The 17,740-nt window shown below is 71.3% G+C and carries 14 protein-coding genes; 9 read left to right on the forward strand and 5 right to left on the reverse strand.

The window, feature by feature from the left end; all coding sequences use genetic code 11:
• Positions 1-207: 207 nt before the first annotated feature.
• Complete coding sequence (gene lexA, locus MTR79_RS08130; protein ID WP_024885652.1) at positions 208-987, reverse strand: transcriptional repressor LexA; 780 nt, start codon at positions 985-987, stop codon at positions 208-210.
• A 587-nt stretch (positions 988-1,574) separates the two neighbouring features.
• Between lexA and nrdR the strand changes: the two genes are divergently transcribed.
• Together nrdR and MTR79_RS08140 are read left to right on the forward strand one after the other, a co-directional pair.
• The gene (gene nrdR, locus MTR79_RS08135) at positions 1,575-2,132 is read left to right on the forward strand and encodes a transcriptional regulator NrdR (RefSeq protein WP_086699468.1); all 558 of its coding nucleotides are present in this window, start codon (positions 1,575-1,577) and stop codon (positions 2,130-2,132) included.
• Positions 2,133-2,296: 164 nt separating this feature from the next.
• Positions 2,297-5,191 (forward strand): vitamin B12-dependent ribonucleotide reductase, encoded by a 2,895-nt coding sequence (locus MTR79_RS08140; RefSeq protein ID WP_189365599.1) that lies wholly within the window; start codon positions 2,297-2,299, stop codon positions 5,189-5,191.
• Between the two features lie 115 nt (positions 5,192-5,306).
• On the opposite strand, the gene MTR79_RS08145 is transcribed toward MTR79_RS08140, so the two are convergent.
• On the reverse strand, positions 5,307-5,840 hold the full coding sequence (locus MTR79_RS08145; protein ID WP_048456247.1) for a TerD family protein: 534 nt from the start codon (positions 5,838-5,840) through the stop codon (positions 5,307-5,309).
• A gap of 157 nt (positions 5,841-5,997) precedes the next feature.
• Between MTR79_RS08145 and MTR79_RS08150 the strand changes: the two genes are divergently transcribed.
• From MTR79_RS08150 to MTR79_RS08160, 3 genes are all read left to right on the forward strand, one after another.
• The gene (locus tag MTR79_RS08150) at positions 5,998-6,603 is read left to right on the forward strand and encodes a YdbC family protein (RefSeq protein WP_086699471.1); all 606 of its coding nucleotides are present in this window, start codon (positions 5,998-6,000) and stop codon (positions 6,601-6,603) included.
• Between the two features lie 99 nt (positions 6,604-6,702).
• Positions 6,703-7,362, forward strand: coding sequence for a histidine phosphatase family protein (locus tag MTR79_RS08155; protein ID WP_048456245.1), 660 nt, complete (start codon positions 6,703-6,705; stop codon positions 7,360-7,362).
• 49 nt (positions 7,363-7,411) lie between these two features.
• Positions 7,412-8,326: an ADP-ribosylglycohydrolase family protein gene (locus MTR79_RS08160; RefSeq protein ID WP_244789631.1), complete on the forward strand. Its 915-nt coding sequence runs from the start codon at positions 7,412-7,414 to the stop codon at positions 8,324-8,326.
• Between the two features lie 379 nt (positions 8,327-8,705).
• Here MTR79_RS08160 and MTR79_RS08165 read toward each other — a convergent pair whose 3' ends face one another.
• Entirely contained in the window at positions 8,706-10,253 is a 1,548-nt protein-coding gene (locus MTR79_RS08165) for an MFS transporter (protein WP_086699474.1), read from the reverse strand.
• Between the two features lie 185 nt (positions 10,254-10,438).
• Here MTR79_RS08165 and MTR79_RS08170 point away from each other — a divergent pair, with 185 nt between their 5' ends.
• The 3 genes from MTR79_RS08170 (at position 10,439) to MTR79_RS08180 (ending at position 12,537) form a co-directional block, all read left to right on the forward strand.
• A complete protein-coding gene (locus MTR79_RS08170; protein ID WP_102637201.1) occupies positions 10,439-11,062 on the forward strand; it encodes a TetR/AcrR family transcriptional regulator in 624 nt (207 codons plus the stop codon).
• Positions 11,063-11,144: 82 nt separating this feature from the next.
• The gene (locus tag MTR79_RS08175; RefSeq protein WP_189365602.1) at positions 11,145-11,846 is read left to right on the forward strand and encodes a ribonuclease HII; all 702 of its coding nucleotides are present in this window, start codon (positions 11,145-11,147) and stop codon (positions 11,844-11,846) included.
• 67 nt (positions 11,847-11,913) lie between these two features.
• Positions 11,914-12,537, forward strand: coding sequence for a hypothetical protein (locus MTR79_RS08180; RefSeq protein WP_244789632.1), 624 nt, complete (start codon positions 11,914-11,916; stop codon positions 12,535-12,537).
• 374 nt (positions 12,538-12,911) lie between these two features.
• On the opposite strand, the gene MTR79_RS08185 is transcribed toward MTR79_RS08180, so the two are convergent.
• Both MTR79_RS08185 and MTR79_RS08190 read right to left on the reverse strand, forming a co-directional pair.
• Positions 12,912-13,526 (reverse strand): hypothetical protein, encoded by a 615-nt coding sequence (locus MTR79_RS08185; protein ID WP_048456239.1) that lies wholly within the window; start codon positions 13,524-13,526, stop codon positions 12,912-12,914.
• 213 nt (positions 13,527-13,739) lie between these two features.
• Complete coding sequence (locus MTR79_RS08190; protein WP_244789633.1) at positions 13,740-15,905, reverse strand: RecQ family ATP-dependent DNA helicase; 2,166 nt, start codon at positions 15,903-15,905, stop codon at positions 13,740-13,742.
• A gap of 141 nt (positions 15,906-16,046) precedes the next feature.
• Here MTR79_RS08190 and MTR79_RS08195 point away from each other — a divergent pair, with 141 nt between their 5' ends.
• The gene (locus tag MTR79_RS08195; protein ID WP_244789634.1) at positions 16,047-17,672 is read left to right on the forward strand and encodes a DUF4192 domain-containing protein; all 1,626 of its coding nucleotides are present in this window, start codon (positions 16,047-16,049) and stop codon (positions 17,670-17,672) included.
• Positions 17,673-17,740 lie beyond the last annotated feature (68 nt).

The following is a 17,740-nucleotide window of genomic DNA, read 5'->3' on the forward strand; positions in this document are numbered from 1 at the left end:
CCGGGGGGCATCGGGGCGTGAAGCGGCGTCCCGACAAGGTTCCCGGGGCGCGCCTGGAACGCGTCCGCAACCCCGTCCGCCTGCGGGTCACAGCGCGGCGCTCGAGGCGCCCTCAGGCACCACAGGACCCCGGAACCGGCGCAGGGGTTCCGGGGTCCGGTCAGGGGGCGGGGAGGGCCGAGGGAGTGGCCCGGCGTCCCGCCGGGGTCAGACGCGGCGGAGGACGGCCACCACCTTGCCGAGGATCGTCGCGTCGTCGCCGGGGATCGGCTCGTAGGCCGCGTTGTGCGGGAGCAGCCACACATGGCCGTCCTCCCGCTTGAACCGCTTCACGGTCGCCTCGCCGTCGAGCATCGCCGCCACGATGTCGCCGTTCTCGGCGACCGGCTGGCGGCGGACCGTGACCCAGTCGCCGTCGCAGATCGCGGCCTCGATCATGGAGTCACCCACGACCTTCAGCACGAACAGCTCACCGTCGCCGACGAGCTGTCGGGGCAGCGGGAAGACGTCCTCGACGGACTCCTCCGCGAGGATCGGGCCACCGGCGGCGATCCGGCCGACCAGCGGCACGTAGGACGCGGCGGGCTTGCCGGCGGTGTCCGTCGGCTGCACGGACGCGGCCTGGTCGGACCCCCGCACCTCGTACGCGCGCGGACGGTGCGGGTCACGGCGCAGGAAACCCTTGCGCTCCAGCGCCATGAGCTGGTGCGCGACGGAGGAGGTGCTGGAGAGCCCGACCGCCTGGCCGATCTCCCGCATCGACGGCGGGTACCCGCGCCGCTGCACCGAGTCCCTGATGACCTCGATGACCCGGCGCTGGCGGTCGGTGAGTCCGGAACTGTCCGCCCGGATGCCGGGAGGTCGGCCCGGCAGGGAGCGCTTGTGCGCTTCGGGATTCGTGGCTTCGTTCATCGCATGCACCGGCTCGATGCGGCCCTGGGAGCGGTCCTGGGCAGTGATGGCGGCACTGTCTGCGGTGGTGGTCACGGTCGGCCCCTCTCGATGGTCTCCCTGCAGCACAACGGTAGATGCTTTCGAAAGGTTGCGCCAAACACACGTTCGAGTGAAAAATCGCGAATTGCGGCACGCGTTCTTTCGCCGAGGTGTATTGGTCGCCGCACTTCCTGCCGGACAAACGGGCCATTTGTTGTACTCTTCACCGCCGAGGTGTCCGCCGGGGCGGCGGTCTCGCGGCGCGCGGTCTCAGTCTGCCATCGTGGGCCCCCGCGCGCGTGAAGCGGCCCCGCCCTGTTCCGGAGCGGCACGCCCTCTCTTCGTACCCGGCACGCCTTCTCCCCAACGGGCGGAGCTCCCGGAGTGCACCGGCTCACGGCCCGCCGGCCCCGCGACGGGCATGGATCCCAGGCCGTCTTCCCGCTCAGGCGCGCGACACGCGTGCGGGCCTCGTTGTATGAGCCAATCCCCACATGTAGTGGTTGGATTGCGACAGCAGCCCAGAAGTTGTGGTCCCCCCGGTCTTCAAGGCTTCCGCGATCGCCTATGCTGGTGCTGCTTCGTGAGGCCCCTGAGGCCTGGCGAGGTCATTGAGTCTGCTGTGAGGAGGGTTGGGATCCATGCACTGCCCCTTCTGCAGGCACCCCGACAGCCGTGTCGTCGACAGTCGTACGACCGACGACGGCACGTCGATCCGCAGGCGCCGCCAGTGCCCGGACTGCTCCCGTCGTTTCACGACCGTGGAGACGTGTTCGCTCATGGTGGTCAAGCGTTCGGGAGTCACCGAGCCGTTCAGCCGCACCAAGATCATCAACGGTGTGCGCAAGGCGTGCCAGGGACGGCCCGTCACCGAGGACGCCCTCGCCCAGCTCGGCCAGCGGGTCGAGGAAGCGGTGCGGGCCACCGGAAGCGCCGAGCTGACCACCCACGACGTGGGGCTGGCCATACTCGGCCCGTTGCAGGAACTCGACCTCGTGGCCTATCTGCGGTTCGCGTCCGTCTACCGGGCGTTCGACTCGCTGGAGGACTTCGAGGCCGCGATCGCGGAACTCCGGCGGGCGGAGCGGCCCGCCGAGGGCGACGGGGGCGGCGACGGGGCCGCCCCGGGGAGCCAGGAAGACGACAGCGGGCAGGAGGGGGCCGCGCAGGTCCCCGCGCCCGCTCCCGCCGCCGGCTGAGCGGCGGTCCGGCCCCGGACGCGAGGGTCCGGGACCGGTTCGACCGGCGGCGAAGAAGACCTGTTGCGGGCAGGCGAGTGGGTGCCCGCAGCATCAGACAGAACACCGTGCCACGGGAACATCGGGGCACTTCAGGGCGTTTTCGCCCGTATCAGGGAGGCGGCATGACAGAGACGGCGAGCGGTCCGGCACGTAGTTCCCGAGCCAAGGCGAGCAAGGCCGGCAAGGGACTGCGGGTCGAGCGCATCCACACCACCCCGGGGGTCCACCCGTACGACGAGGTGGCCTGGGAGCGCCGTGACGTCGTCATGACCAACTGGCGCGACGGCTCGGTCAACTTCGAGCAGCGCGGCGTGGAGTTCCCCGACTTCTGGTCGGTGAACGCGGTCAACATCGTCACCAGCAAGTACTTCCGGGGCGCCGTCGGCACCCCGCAGCGCGAGACCGGCCTCAAGCAGCTGATCGACCGCATCGTGAAGACGTACCGGAAGGCCGGCGAGGACAACAGGTACTTCGCCTCGCCCGCCGACGCCGAGATCTTCGAGCACGAGCTGGCCTACGCCCTCCTGCACCAGATCTTCAGCTTCAACAGCCCCGTGTGGTTCAACGTGGGCACGCCCCAGCCGCAGCAGGTCAGCGCCTGCTTCATCCTGTCCGTCGACGACTCCATGGAGTCGATCCTCGACTGGTACAAGGAAGAGGGCATGATCTTCAAGGGCGGCTCCGGCGCCGGCCTGAACCTCTCCCGCATCCGCTCCTCCAAGGAGCTCCTCTCCTCCGGCGGCAACGCCTCCGGCCCCGTCTCCTTCATGCGCGGCGCCGACGCCTCCGCCGGCACCATCAAGTCCGGCGGCGCCACCCGCCGCGCGGCCAAGATGGTCGTGCTCGACGTCGACCACCCCGACATCGAGGACTTCGTCGAGACCAAGGTGAAGGAGGAGGAGAAGATCCGCGTCCTGCGCGACGCGGGCTTCGACATGGACCTGGGCGGCGACGACATCGCCTCCGTCCAGTACCAGAACGCCAACAACTCCGTGCGCGTCAACGACGAGTTCATGGAGGCCGTCGAGAAGGGCGGCAGGTTCGGCCTGCGTGCCCGCATGACCGGTGAGGTCATCGAGGAGGTCGACGCCAAGACGCTCTTCCGCAAGATCGCCGAGGCCGCGTGGGCCTGCGCCGACCCGGGCATCCAGTACGACGGCGTCATCAACCACTGGCACACCTGCCCCGAGTCCGGCCGGATCACCGCGTCGAACCCGTGCAGCGAGTACATGCACCTGGACAACACGTCCTGCAACCTGGCCTCGCTGAACCTGATGAAGTTCCTCAAGGACGACGGCCTGGGCAACCAGTCGTTCGAGACCGAGCGCTTCCAGAAGGTCGTCGAGCTGGTCATCACCGCGATGGACATCTCGATCTGCTTCGCGGACTTCCCGACCGAGAAGATCGGCGAGAACACCCGCGCCTTCCGTCAGCTCGGCATCGGTTACGCCAACCTCGGCGCGCTGCTGATGGCCACCGGTCACGCCTACGACTCCGACGGCGGCCGCGCCCTCGCCGGGTCCATCACCTCCCTGATGACCGGCACCGCCTACCGCCGCTCCGCCGAGCTCGCCGCGATCGTCGGCCCGTACGACGGCTACGCCCGCAACGCCGACGCCCACAAGCGCGTCATGAAGCAGCACGCCGACGCCAACGGCGTCGCCACGCGCATGGACGACCTGGACACCCCGGTGTGGGCGGCCGCCACCGAGGCCTGGCAGGACGTCCTGCGCCTCGGCGAGAAGAACGGCTTCCGCAACGCCCAGGCGTCGGTGCTCGCCCCGACCGGCACCATCGGCCTGGCGATGTCCTGCGACACCACCGGTGTCGAGCCCGACCTCGCCCTGGTCAAGTTCAAGAAGCTGGTCGGCGGCGGCTCGATGCAGATCGTCAACGGCACCGTCCCGCAGGCACTGCGCCGCCTGGGCTACCAGGAGGAGCAGATCGAGGCGATCGTCGCCCACATCGCCGAGAACGGCAATGTGATCGACGCCCCCGGCCTCAAGACCGAGCACTACGAGGTGTTCGACTGCGCCATGGGCGAGCGCGCCATCTCCCCGATGGGCCACGTCCGCATGATGGCCGCGATCCAGCCGTGGATCTCCGGCGCCATCTCCAAGACGGTCAACATGCCGGAGACGGCGACCGTCGAGGAGGTCGAGGAGATCTACTTCGAGGCCTGGAAGCTGGGCGTCAAGGCGCTCGCCATCTACCGCGACAACTGCAAGGTCGGCCAGCCCCTCTCCGCCAAGACCAAGGAGAAGGAGAAGGCCGAGGTCACGGAGAAGGCCGAGGAGACCATCCGCGCCGCGGTCGAGAAGGTCGTCGAGTACCGCCCGGTCCGCAAGCGCCTCCCCAAGGGCCGTCCCGGCATCACCACCTCCTTCACGGTGGGCGGCGCCGAGGGCTACATGACCGCCAATTCCTACCCGGACGACGGTCTCGGCGAGGTCTTCCTGAAGATGTCCAAGCAGGGCTCCACGCTCGCCGGCATGATGGACGCCTTCTCCATCGCCGTCTCGGTGGGCCTCCAGTACGGCGTGCCGCTGGAGACCTACGTCTCGAAGTTCACCAACATGCGCTTCGAGCCGGCCGGCATGACGGACGACCCGGACGTGCGGATGGCGCAGTCGATCGTCGACTACATCTTCCGCCGCCTGGCGCTGGACTTCCTGCCGTTCGAGACGCGCTCCGCGCTCGGCATCCACTCCGCCGAGGAGCGCCAGCGTCACCTGGAGACCGGCTCCTACGAGCCGACCGACGACGAGGTCGACGTCGAGGGCCTGGCCCAGTCGGCCCCGCGCGCCCAGGAGCTGAAGGCGGTCTCCACGCCGAAGGCCGAGACCGAGGCGGCCAAGCCGGCCCCGAAGCAGGCCCACACCAGCGCCGAGCTGGTGGAGATGCAGCTGGGCATCCAGGCCGACGCCCCGCTGTGCTTCTCCTGCGGCACGAAGATGCAGCGCGCCGGCTCCTGCTACATCTGCGAGGGCTGCGGCTCGACCAGCGGCTGCAGCTGACGCCGACCCGCCCGGGCCCTGCCCGGCGGTGAGACGGTGAGGGCGGTGGCACCGGGTAACCGGTGCCACCGCCCTCGGGCGTTCCGCGCCCCTCTCCGTGGGCCGTCCTTCGGGGTCAGGCCCGGCGGGCCGCGCCCATGGCGCGCGTGAAGTCCACCGGGTCGCCGTCGAAGCCGTGCACGCCCGCGCGGAACTCCCAGGGGCCCGAGCCCTCACGGACGAACTCCGCGACCGTGGCCGCCGTTGCCCCCGGCGCCCCGCCGAAGTCGTCCTCCGCCAGCACGTCGTAGCCCTCGCGGATGCGAAGCCCCGGGTTGCGCACCCCCGAGAACGTCCGCGGCGCCTGCTGTTGCTGGATGACCACCCCGACCACCACGCGCGCGTAGCGCGGGTCCAGGCGGTCCAGCTCCAGCGTCATGACCTCGTCGTACCCGAAGCCCTTGCCGTCCTGGCTGTCCCGGTCGAGCGTGATGGTGCCGTCGGGGGAGCGGCTGTCGAAGTGCACCACGTAGGCGGGGTCCCCGTGCGGGGCGTCCGCCAGGTAGGGCGCGGCGACCAGATCGAGGTCGGTGGAGGGCTCCTCCGACGGGCTCGGATCCCACCGCAGCGCGATCTCGACCTTGCGGATCCCCTTGTTGAGGCCGTTCACCAGTTGTCCCCTTCCACGTGACCGTCCTGCCGGCGCACCCCAACTACCGCGAAACCACGGCAGTTTGTCCATCCTGCCACGCATGCGCTCCCGGGCGCCGGTACGCAGTCCTCGCGAGGGCGACCGGGGCCGCGCTCCCTGGCCTTACGATGGCGCGGTGCTGGTCAAGTGGATTCGCTGCACCGTGGTGGACCGTCGGGGGTTCGAGCGGGGACAGCGGAAGTGGGCGGGGCTTCTGGGGGAGCCGGGGTTTCGCGCGCAGGGTGGCGGCTGGAGCCGGGGCCGGCAGGACGTGGCGCACGTCTTCTCCTTCTGGGAGAGCCGCGCCTTCTACGACTCCTTCATGGCCCGGTCCCACGACCGGCTGGCCTCCTCCCAGGCGGGCACCTTCAAGAACGCCCAGGTCAGGCTGTTCGACCACCGCTTCGACGTGAAGACGGGGTTCGAGGCCCGCTTCACCGACGCCGACCTGATCCGGGTCGCGCTGTGCCGCGTCCACGAGGAGCGCGCCGAGCACTTCGTCCTCATGCAGGAGAAGGTCTGGAACCCGGCCATGGCCGGCTCGCCCGGCATGGTGCGAGGTCTGTTCGGCGAGGCGCCGGGCAGCGAGTACCTCGTGCTCTCGATGTGGCGGTCCGCCGCCGAACACGGAAAGTACCGGACCGAACGAGTGGAGCGACTGGCGTTGAGGGCGCAGACCGAGGCGGACGTCGCGGCCCTCGCGGGCGACATCGTCGACATGGAGTCCGCCTGGACGGTGTGAGCACGCTTCCGTGGCCCGGCGCGGCGAAGATGTGTGACAAATGCCGTACGGAGCCCGCACGAGTGCCCGAAGCGCCCTCGCCCGATCTAGGGTTTTGGCATGGCACGACCACGGCGCATCGTCCTTGTCCGGCACGGTGAATCAACGGGCAATGTTGACGACACCGTCTATGAGCGCGAGCCCGACCACGCCCTCGGCCTCACCGAGCGGGGCAGAAAGCAGGCCGAGGGGACGGGCGAGCGGCTCCGCGACCTCTTCGGCCAGGAGCGGGTCAGCGTCTACGTGTCCCCGTACCGACGGACGCTCGAGACCCTGCACGCCTTCCACCTCGACCCGGACCTGATACGCGTCCGGGAGGAGCCCCGCCTGCGCGAACAGGACTGGGGGAACTGGCAGGACCGCGCGGACGTCCGCCTCCAGAAGGCCTACCGGGACGCCTACGGCCACTTCTTCTACCGCTTCGCCCAGGGCGAGTCCGGCGCCGACGTCTACGACCGCGTCGGCGGCTTCCTGGAGAGCCTGTTCCGCAGTTTCGAGGCCCCGGATCATCCGCCGAACGTCCTCATCGTCACCCACGGCCTGGCCATGCGGCTGTTCTGCATGCGGTGGTTCCACTGGACCGTGGCGGAGTTCGAGTCGCTGTCCAACCCGGGGAACGCCGAGGTGAGGATGCTCGTCCTGGGCGAGAACGGGAAGTACGCGCTCGACAAGCCCTTCGAGCGCTGGCGCGAGCCGGGGCGTTACCCGATCACCGGATAGACGAGATGTACTGGAGTCGGCGAGAGCCGGATGGGAGAGTTGCGAGGCGATGACCACTGAACGTTCCCCAAAGGCGCGGCTGGGGCGCGCGCTGGCGAGCCTGCGCGGCCTGTCGGTGGGGGATGCGCTCGGCTCGCAGTTCTTCGTGCCGGTGAACTACCCGCTGCTCAAGCGCCGCGAACTGCCCGAGGGCCCTTGGCAGTGGACCGACGACACCGAGATGGCGTGCTCCGTCGTCACCGTCCTGGCCGCGCACCACCGCATCGACCAGGACGCCCTGGCCCACTCCTTCGCCCACCGCCACGACTTCGACCGGGGGTACGGCCCCGCCGTCAACCGGTTGCTGCGCCTGGTCCGCGAGGGCGGCGACTGGCGCGAACTGGCCGCCGCGCTCTTCAACGGCCAGGGCTCGTGGGGCAACGGAGCCGCCATGCGCATCGCGCCCCTGGGCGCCTGGTACGCCGACGACCCCGAGCAGGCCACCCACCAGGCGGAGATCTCCGCCTACCCCACGCACCAGCACCGCGAGGCCGTGGTCGGCGCCATGGCCGTCGCCGCGGCGGCCGCCCTCGCCGCCGCGCCGGACGGGCCGCCCGGCGCCGAGGACCTCCTCGACGGGGTCGTCGCGCTGATCCCCGCACGCAGTGCGGTCGGCGCCGGGCTGCGCCGGGCGCGCGACATGCTCGACTACGGTGACGCGGCCACCGTCGCGGCCGTCCTCGGCTGCGGACGTCGTACGACCGCGCACGACACTGTGCCCTTCGCGCTCTGGTCCGCTGCCCGCTCCCTGACCGACTACGAGCACGCCTTCTGGACGACCGCGCAGGTGGGCGGGGATGTCGACACCACCTGCGCCATCGTGGGCGGGGTGGTCGCGGCCGGGTCGGCGGGGGCGCCGCCGGAGGAGTGGGCGGAGCGTGTGGAGGCGTTGCCGGAGTGGGTCATGCGGTCGGTGGCGGTCTGAGGCGTCCACGCCGGTCCGACCTCTCGGGACTCCCCGTCTCGGACCTCCCTGTTTTGGACCTCCCTGTCCTGGGCCCCCCTGTTTCGGAACTCTCCGTGCAGAGTGGGAACTCTGTGTGACCGGCGGTCGTTGTCGGGGTGTCGGCTGCGGGCGGTGCGAGGTGCTGTGGGCCCTGTGCGGTTCCGCGGAGGCTGACACGTGTCGGCGCGGGGTGCGGGTACTACGGGGAAAGGGGTGCTGGATGACTGTGTGGGCGGGGGTGCTCATCGTGCTGTGCACCGTGCTGCTGTCGTACGCGCGCCGCCGGCCCGGCGTCGCCCGGCCGACCCCCGTGAAGTCGGCCGGTGCGTCGCCGGGCCGGGCGCGTGCGGTGTTCTCCTCAGCCGATGCCGGGTCCCGTCGTGCCGGACAGCGCCTCCAGGTCGCTCTTGCGGACCCGGATGACGAGCCAGGCGACGGCCAGGGCCAGCACCGCCATCGCGGCGGCCGGGACGAAGGCCGAGGAGATGCCCTGCGCGAGCACCTCGTGCCCCCACGGCGCCGGAAGCTGCTGCGTCCGGGCGAACTCCGCCTTCTGCTCCGCCGTCCCTTCCGCGAGGAAGGCCGGCACCTGCTTCTCCGCCTCGTTCCGGCTGGCCGTGCCGAACACCGTGGTGAGCAGCGCCAGGCCCACCGATCCGCCCACCTGCTGGGTCGCGTTGAGCAGACCGGAGGCCGCCCCGGCCTCGTGCTGGGCCACGCCGGAGACCGCGGTGAGCGTCAGCGTCACGAAGTTCAGGCCCATGCCGAAGCCGAAGACCAGCATCGGCCCGAGGATGCCGCTGACGTAGGAACTGTCGGAGTCGATCAGCGTCTGCCAGGCAAGACCCAGCGCGGCCAGCGTCGAACCGATGATCATGAAGGGCTTGGGGCCGAACACGGGCAGGAACCGCTGCGAGATCCCCGCCCCGGCGGCGATCACGACCGTCACCGGCAGGAAGGCGAGACCGGCCTCGATCGGGGTGTAGCCGAGGACGTTCTGCACGAAGAGCACGATGTAGAAGAACATGCCGAACATCGCCGCGGCGAGGCTGAGCATGATCACGTACGTGCCGGATCGGTTGCGGTCGGCGAACATCCGCAGCGGCGTGATCGGTTCCTTGGCGCGCGACTCGATCAGCGCGAAGCCCGCCAGCAGGATCGCCGAGGCGACGAAGGAGCCGATGGTGACGGTGTCGCTCCAGCCCTCCTCGGCCGCGCGGATGAAGCCGTAGACGAGCGTGGCCATACCGGCCGTCGAGGTCACCGCACCCGCGATGTCGAAGCGTCCGCTGTGCCGTTCGGACTCGTTGATGTACATCGGCGTGAGGACGGCGATCAGCAGACCGATGGGCACGTTGACGAAAAGCACCCACCGCCAGTCGAGCCACTCGGTGAGCATGCCGCCCGCGAGCAGTCCGATGGCGCCGCCGCCCGCCGAGACCGCGGCGAAGACGCCGAAGGCGCGATTGCGTTCGGGGCCCTCCGGGAACGTGGTGGTGATGAGCGCCAGCGACGTCGGCGAGGCGATCGCGCCTCCCACGCCCTGCAGAACACGTGCCGCGAGCAGTTGCCACGGCTCCTGGGCGAGCCCGCCGAGCAGGGAGGCCGCGGTGAACAGCAGGATGCCGCTCATGAAGACGCGGCGCCGGCCCAGGATGTCGCCGGCCCGGCCGCCGAGGAGCAGCAGTCCGCCGAAGGTCAGGGTGTAGGCGCTGACCACCCAGGTGAGATCGGTGGTGCTGAACTGCAGGGCATTCTGGATGTGCGGGAGCGCGATGTTCACAATCGTCGCGTCGAGTACGACCATGAGTTGACAGGCCGCGATGACGGCGAGGGCGATGCCGGGACGCCCTGGCCGGCGAGCCGCACCCGGCTTTGGATCCTGGAGCAAAGGAGAGGTGGTCACGATGGGTCCCCCACGGAAGAGTTAGTGAACGAGCGCGTTCACTGTTGCGTCAACGTTAGGAGACCCCGACAGTGAACGCAAGCGTTCACTGAATGGCCGTCGTGTCGGCGCGTCCCCCTTCGGCGTCGTGCGGCGGGTGCTTCATCCCCGAATGCCCGCTTCCTCTGCTCGTTGGAGAGAGTCAGATGGTTACTTCGAGCTGGGCCGCCGCCCAGGCTCAGACGGCCGCCTCCCGCCGCCGCGGCGCCGTGCTGGAACGCGCGATCCTCGAGGCCGCGCTGGAGCAGCTCAGCACGGTCGGCTGGAACGGCCTGACGATGGAGGGCGTCGCCGCGGGCGCCCAGACGGGGAAGGCGGCCGTCTACCGGCGCTGGCCCTCCAAGGAGGACCTCGTCGCCGACGCCCTGCGCGCCGCGCTGCCCGACTTCCACGAGGCGCCGGACCTGGGAAGTGTGCGCGAGGACCTGCTGGAGCTGTGTCGCAGGGCCCGGGAAGCCATGTTCTCCAAGCCGGGATTCGCCCTGCGTGCGGTCATTCACGAGTGCGACAGCGCCGAGGCCGAACGCTTCCACGCGGTGATCTTCAACGGTGTCGTGGAGCCGACCCTCACCATGCTCCGCGAGGTGGTCGAGCGCGGTATCGAGCGGGGAGAGGTGCGGCCCGACGCGGCCAATGGGTACGTCTTCGACGCCATCCCGGCGATGATGATGTACCGCTCGAAGATGTGCGGCAGCGAATGGTCGGACGTCGATCTGGAGCAGATGATCGACCAGTTGATGGTTCCGCTGCTGCGTCGGCACGCCTCCTGATCACAAGGTGGTGACGGTGGTGACCACAGTCCGGGAACCGGGGTGTCGGACGCCGGACCGGGCGGCGTACGCTAAGGGCGCCATGCCGTACGAACCACCTACTCACACCGTCGAGCGCTCACTCCGCGCCACGACCGGAGCGAAGATCGTTGCAGGTGTCGACGAGGTGGGGCGTGGTGCGTGGGCCGGCCCGGTCACCGTCTGCGCGGCGATCACCGGACTGCGACGGCCCCCCGAGGGGCTCACCGACTCCAAGCTCCTCACCGTCAAGCGCCGCACCGAACTCGCCGAGACGCTGCGGAGCTGGGTGACGTCGTACGCCCTGGGGCACGCGTCGCCCGAGGAGATCGACGACCTGGGGATGACCGCCGCGCTCCGGCTGGCGGCCGTCCGTGCCCTGGAGGGTCTGCCCGTCCGGCCCGACGCGGTCATCCTCGACGGCAAGCACGACTACCTCGGCTCGCCCTGGCGGGTCCGGACGGTCATCAAGGGCGACCAGTCGTGCGTGGCCGTGGCGGCGGCGTCGGTCATCGCCAAGGTCCAGCGCGACAAAATGATGGCCGAACTGGGCGCCGACCATGCAGACTTCGGTTTCGCGGACAACGCCGGGTATCCGTCCCCCGTGCACCGGGCCGCGCTGGAGGTCCGGGGACCCACCCCGTGCCACCGGCTGTCGTGGGCGTATCTTGATGCGCTGCCCCAGTGGCGGCACCTCAAGAAGGCCCGCGCCTGGGCGGAGGCGCGCGTCCCGGAGATCGAGGGCCAACTCGGCTTCGACTTCTGACCGGACGCTCGCACTGATGTGCCACCCGGCGACGCCGGCCGTGCCACCGTTTGATAAAAATCAGCTCATGCCTCTCATTCCCGAGGAGCCTCAGATTCACGAGAGTGCCCAGGGTCCCCGCGCCACGCCGGCCAGTGGCCGCACCGCGCCGACCCCCCGCCCCGTACCCGGTCCCCGCCCTGCGGCTCCGTCGCGTCCCGGTCGTCCCGGCCCGCCGCGGCCGGCGCCGCCGGCCCAGCGCACCTCGCGTGACGCGGCCCCCGCGGCCAAGCCCGGCCCTTCGGCTGCGCCCGCCTCCGACGGCCCGCAGATCCAGCTGATCCCGGCCTCCGTCGAAGGGGCGCTCGACGCCGCCGAGGAGACCGTCGACCTGCTCCTGGACTCCGGCCGCACGCCCGGCGACGTGCTGGTGATCACCACCGGCGAACAGCACCCGTGGGCCACCCACGAACTGTCCTTCGGTGAAGCGTCCTACTGGGCGCAGCACGACGCCGGCGACGACGTCTTCTACACCGACGCCCAGGTGGCGAAGCGTGCCGAGGCGCGTCCCGTCGTGGTCGTCGCCGTCAACGGCGGCCCCGAGTCCGTGACCGCCACCGCCCTGAAGGCGGCCCACGCCCGGGCCGGGTCGCTGCTGATCGTCTGCGGGGACCCGCAGCGCATCAACTCCGTGCTGGGCGCCGGGGTCTGAGCGGACGCCGCGGCGTCGTCAGCCACCCGGCCGGGGCCGGCGTGTCCGTGTGAACGCCGGCGGTCGCGGTGCCTTCCGCGCCGCCGGCCGGTCGGCGTGCCCGGGCGCGGTCGTGCGTCCGGGGTCGGGTGAGCCGTTTCGTACTTCGGTGCGGCTTGCGGCTTTCGTGGGCGTCGTTCGCGGGTTTTGGGCGGCGGCTTTCCGGACCTCGGGGACGGCTTCACGGTGCCTCGGGGTCTCTGAGGGGCGGCCGACTCGCGAGGCGTGCGTCGTCCACGGTCACCTCTCCGTCGCGCCGCGCCGGGGTGCCGGCGCCACCGGCACACACGAGGGACGCGCGGCCGTCGGCACGTGGGCGGGCGAACGGCCCGACGTCAGCGGGCCGCAGCGCGCCGCAGCACGTCCGACGCGGCCCCGCCGGTGCGCGGGATCCGCGGCGGCGCCTCGGACATGGCGACCGGTTCCGGCTCCGAACCGGCGCTGGGATGGCGACCGCCCCGGCCCTCGCCCAGGACCTGCCAGCCGTCACGGGTCAGCGTGATGTACGCACCGCAGCGCAGCCCGTGCAAGGTGCAGGCGTCCCGCAGCCCCCACATCCAGGCTCCGTCCTCCTCCGTCCAGCGGCCGTCGCCCTCACGGCAGTAGAGCAGGACGGCGGTGCGCACCGGCGTGCGGCGCCGCAGGTCGTGCGGGATGACCCGGCGAAGCTGGGACAGCAGCGTGTTGCGGTACATCCAGCCGTCGGCGGAGGCGGAGCGCCGCGTGAACGACGCGCTCGCCCGCAGGCGTTCGTCCGGGTCGAGCACGGCGACGACCGCGGTCGTCAGGCCGGGACGATGCCGGGCGTGCAGTCCGCTGACGACCTCGCGCGGACTGCGCAGCAGCGGGATGCCCGCGGCCGCCCACTCCGCAGGCTCGAGCACGCGGTTGGCGGATGCGGCGGACGTCGGCAGCGAAGCCGCCGAGGACGGAGCGAATCCGAAGGTCACGGTCCTCCCTTCGGCTACGCCCACACTGCGGGCGGGTCGGATTCGGGGGAGCGCGCACGCAACAGAGCCCTACCTGGTCGGCGGGCAAGCCGTGCGGGTGCGTCCTTCAATTCTTCCTGTCGAACTTGGATGCGGCAACGAGCAATTGGGGCAGGGGACCGTTATCGGATGATTCGCGGCTAATATCCCCAGCTGCCGAATGCGGGCTTCCGCTCAGCCCTGTACGGCCAGTACCAGCGGCAGCACTCCCTGCGCACCCGCACGCCGCAGCAGCCGTGCCGCGACGGCGAGTGTCCAGCCCGTCTCGGTGTAATCGTCCACCAGAAGCACCGGTCCTCCGGCCCGCGCGAGCGCCTCCGCGAGCTCGGGCGGGACGGTCAGCGCACCGGCGAGCGCCTTGAGTCGCTGCGCGCTGTTGCTGCGGGGAAGCTGATGTTGCTCGCCCGTGCTCTCCACCGCCCCGAGCAGCGGCAGCCTCCCCGTCTCCGCGATGTGTGACCCGAGCGATCGGACGAGCTGCGGCCGTGTACGCGAGGCGACGGTCACCACACCGACCGGCCGGGGCTGTGCGTCGTCCACCCCCGGCGCCCAACCACCCTGCCCTTTGGCCCAGTCGGCGAGCACGCCCACCGCGGCCCGGGCGATGTCGTCGGGCACGGGTCCGTCCGGAGCCTGCGGTGCGAGCAGCGGACGCAGCCGGTTGCCCCAGCCGATGTCCGAGAGCCGGCCGAGGGCCCGCCCCCGAGCAGCCTGCTCACCCGCCGGGATACGGCCCTTCAGTTCCACGCCGATCGCGGGGAGTCCGGTGGGCCACATGCGACGCGGCTCCACCTCGACACCGGCCCGGCCGAGGTCGGCGCGGGCCGCGTCGAGCGCGACGGCGGACGCCCCGGCCGTGTAGCGGGCGCCCGCGCAGTTGTCGCAGCGGCCGCAGGGCTTGGCGCCCTCGTCGTCCAACTGCCGCTGCAGGAACTCCATCCGGCAGTCCGTCGTCGACACGTAGTCGCGCATCGCCTGCTGCTCGGCCGCGCGCTGACGCGCCACCCACGCGTACCGCTCGGCGTCGTACGACCAGGGCCGGCCGGTCGCGATCCAGCCGCCTTTGACCCGCTTCACCGCCCCGTCCACGTCGAGCACCTTCAGCATGGTCTCCAGGCGGGAGCGGCGCAGCTCCACGAGCGGTTCGAGTGCGGGGAGGGACAGAGGGCGTTCAGAACGCGCGAGCACGTCGAGCGTACGGCGCACGGTCCCCTCCGAGGGGAAGGCGAGGGAGGCGAAGTACTCCCAGATCGCCTCGTCCTCCTTGCCCGGCAGGAGCAGCACCTCCGCGTGCCGGACACCGCGGCCCGCGCGGCCGACCTGCTGGTAGTAGGAGATGGGCGACGACGGGGACCCCAGGTGGACCACGAAGCCCAGGTCGGGCTTGTCGAACCCCATACCGAGGGCGGAGGTGGCGACGAGCGCCTTCACCTTGTTGCCCAGCAGGTCCTCCTCGGCCTGCTGCCGGTCGGCGTTCTCCGTCCGCCCGGTGTACGAGGCGACCGCATGCCCGCGCCGGCGCAGGAACGCGGTGACCTCCTCGGCCACGGCCACCGTCAGCGTGTAGATGATCCCCGACCCCGGGAGCTGGTCCAGGTGGTCGGCGAGCCAGGCCATGCGGTGTGCCGCGTCCGGCAGGCGCAGCACGCTCAGACTGAGGCTCTCCCGGTCCAGCGGGCCCCGCAGCACCAGCGCGTCCGAGGAACCGCCCGTGCCGAGCTGCTCGGCGACGTCGGCGGTCACCCGGGCGTTGGCCGTGGCGGTGGTGGCGAGGACGGGCACTCCCTCCGGCAGGTCGCTCAGCATCGTGCGCAGCCGCCGGTAGTCCGGGCGGAAGTCGTGGCCCCAGTCGGAGATGCAGTGCGCCTCGTCGACCACGAGCAGACCGGTCGCGGCGGCCAGCCGGGGCAGCACCTGGTCGCGGAAGTCCGGGTTGTTCAGCCGCTCGGGACTGACCAGCAGCACATCCACGTCACCCGCCTCGATCTCCGCCCGGATGGCGTCCCACTCCTCGCTGTTGGAAGAGTTGATGGTCCGGGCGCGGACCCCGGCGCGGGCCGCGGCCTCGACCTGGTTGCGCATGAGCGCGAGGAGCGGGGAGACGATCACGGTCGGTCCGCTGCCCTGGGCCCGCAGCAGAGCCGTCGCCACGAAGTACACCGCGGACTTGCCCCAGCCCGTGCGCTGGACGACCAGGGCTCGGCGCTTCTCGGCGACCAGCGCCTCGATCGCCCGCCACTGGTCGTCGCGCAGCCGTGCGGTGCCCGTGTCGTCGCCGACGAGACGGGCGAGCACCTCGTCGGCGGCCGTCCGGAGATCCGTGTTGCTCGTGTGCTCCATGGGTCCCATACAACAGGACGGCGCCGACATCGGCTCAGGGCTGTGGACGAAGACCGGCCTGCGGCGACCGGGGTGGCATGGACCTGATCCAAGTTGTCCACAGGAAAACCGGAATGTCGCAATCTGCGAGAAGGTCGCGGCATGACGAACCACAACGGGACGACCGGTCCCTCAGAGAACAGTGACATCCCGATCCAGGGCGGGGACATCCCGATCCAGGGCGGGCGCGACGCGGCGGCCCCAAGCCCGGAAGCGACCGCGGCCAACCCCGGGACGACCGTGCCGGTGGGCCGGGAGGACCGCCCTCCGCTCCCGCCGGACGTGACCTGCACCGCGTACGAGAGCCACGGCGACCCGCAGCAGGTGACGCTGCGCACCCCGGCCGAGCTCGCCGACGCCGTGCCCTACCTCCTCGGGTACCGCCCGGAGGACAGCATGGTCCTCGTCTCCCTGCACGACACCGGAGGGAGGGGCAGGTTCGGCGGCCGGGCCCGGCTCGGTATCCCCGCCGACCCCGGCGACTGGCCCTCGGCCGCCCGCCAGCTCGCCCAGGGCCTGGTGACCGGCAGCGAGCGCCGGGGCTCCCGGCCGGAGCAGATGGTCGTCTTCCTGTGCCAGGAGCCGGGACAGGGCGAGACCGGCCCGCAGGTCAAGGAGCGGCTGGGGCCGCTGGCCCACGCCCTGCGACTGGAGTGCGGAGCCCTGGACGTGCCCGTGGTCGAAGCCCTCTGCGTCTCCGACGGCCGCTTCTGGTCGTACTGCTGCGACGACCAGTCCTGCTGCCCGGCCGAAGGGACGCCGATGGGACTGCCCGGCACGTCCGTGCTGGCCGCCGCAGCCGCATACGCCGGGCTCCAGGTCCGCGGTTCCCTGCGCGAACTGCACGCCCGGCTCCAGCCCTGGGAGACCTCCGCCGCCCACGACCAGCGTCGCGCACTGGACGAGGCCGCGCTGAAGCTGCTGCCCCGGATCGTCGACGCGGAGGACCGGAGGGCCGTCGCCGACGAGACGATGGAGCTGGCCGAGCGCCTCATGCGCCGCCTCGCCGACGCGCCGGCCGTCTCCGGCACCCTCCCGGCGGACCTGCGCGATGACGAACTGGTCGAGTACGACGAGGCGGCCATGGTGCTCCACGGCCTCCAGGACCGCACCACCCGCGACCGCGCCGCCGCGTGGATGGAGGGCGACGAAGCGGCCCCTGCCCTCCGCCTGTGGCGTACCTTGGCACGCCGCTGCGTCGGCCCGTACGCGGAGTACGCCGCAGCGCCCCTCACCCTCGCCGGATGGGTCGCATGGTCCTCCGGCGACGAACTGGAGGCTCGGGAAGCACTCGCCATGGCTCTCGGTGCCGACCCGGACTATCTCTTCGCGCGCCTGCTGCACCAGGCGTGCAACGAGGGGCTCGACCCGGAGTCGATCCGCCGCTGCTTGCGGGGAGAGGAGGAGAGCGAGGACGGCGGCGTCTCCGAGGTGAGCGAGGCGCCCGGCCACGGTGGTGCGGGCGAGGCACCGCGGCGGGACGCGTGCCAGGAGGCTCCCGGTGGCGATACGGAGCCCGCTTCCCGCAGGCGCCGGATGCGGGCGGCCGTCCGCGCGGGGCGGTCCGCTCCCCGGGGAAGCGCCGGGACCGGGCGGGTGCCGCGCCCTCGTATGTCACCGGGCGGGGTTCGGCCCAAGGGTGCCACGCATCCCGGCGCGGCGAGCCGGCGCGTGCACCGTCAGGAGGGTGCGCACTCGACGCCACGTAGGGAGGAGACGGAGGAGTAAGGGAGGAGGCGGAGGAGTAGGGAGATGCCTGGACAGGCGCAGATCGGCCGACGATCCGGCCGGTGAAG

The organism is Streptomyces sp. BJ20, from assembly GCF_022869105.1.
In the GTDB taxonomy this organism is placed as follows: domain Bacteria; phylum Actinomycetota; class Actinomycetes; order Streptomycetales; family Streptomycetaceae; genus Streptomyces; species Streptomyces griseoincarnatus.

Coding starts and splice junctions, on each gene's coding strand:
- nrdR (WP_086699468.1), top strand. CDS start 1,575: ATGCACTGCCCCTTCTGCAGGCACCCCGACAGCCGTGTCGTCGACAGT.
- MTR79_RS08140 (WP_189365599.1), top strand. CDS start 2,297: ATGACAGAGACGGCGAGCGGTCCGGCACGTAGTTCCCGAGCCAAGGCG.
- MTR79_RS08155 (WP_048456245.1), top strand. CDS start 6,703: ATGGCACGACCACGGCGCATCGTCCTTGTCCGGCACGGTGAATCAACG.
- MTR79_RS08160 (WP_244789631.1), top strand. CDS start 7,412: ATGACCACTGAACGTTCCCCAAAGGCGCGGCTGGGGCGCGCGCTGGCG.
- MTR79_RS08170 (WP_102637201.1), top strand. CDS start 10,439: ATGGTTACTTCGAGCTGGGCCGCCGCCCAGGCTCAGACGGCCGCCTCC.
- MTR79_RS08175 (WP_189365602.1), top strand. CDS start 11,145: ATGCCGTACGAACCACCTACTCACACCGTCGAGCGCTCACTCCGCGCC.
- MTR79_RS08180 (WP_244789632.1), top strand. CDS start 11,914: ATGCCTCTCATTCCCGAGGAGCCTCAGATTCACGAGAGTGCCCAGGGT.
- MTR79_RS08190 (WP_244789633.1), bottom strand. CDS start 15,905: ATGGAGCACACGAGCAACACGGATCTCCGGACGGCCGCCGACGAGGTG.
- MTR79_RS08195 (WP_244789634.1), top strand. CDS start 16,047: ATGACGAACCACAACGGGACGACCGGTCCCTCAGAGAACAGTGACATC.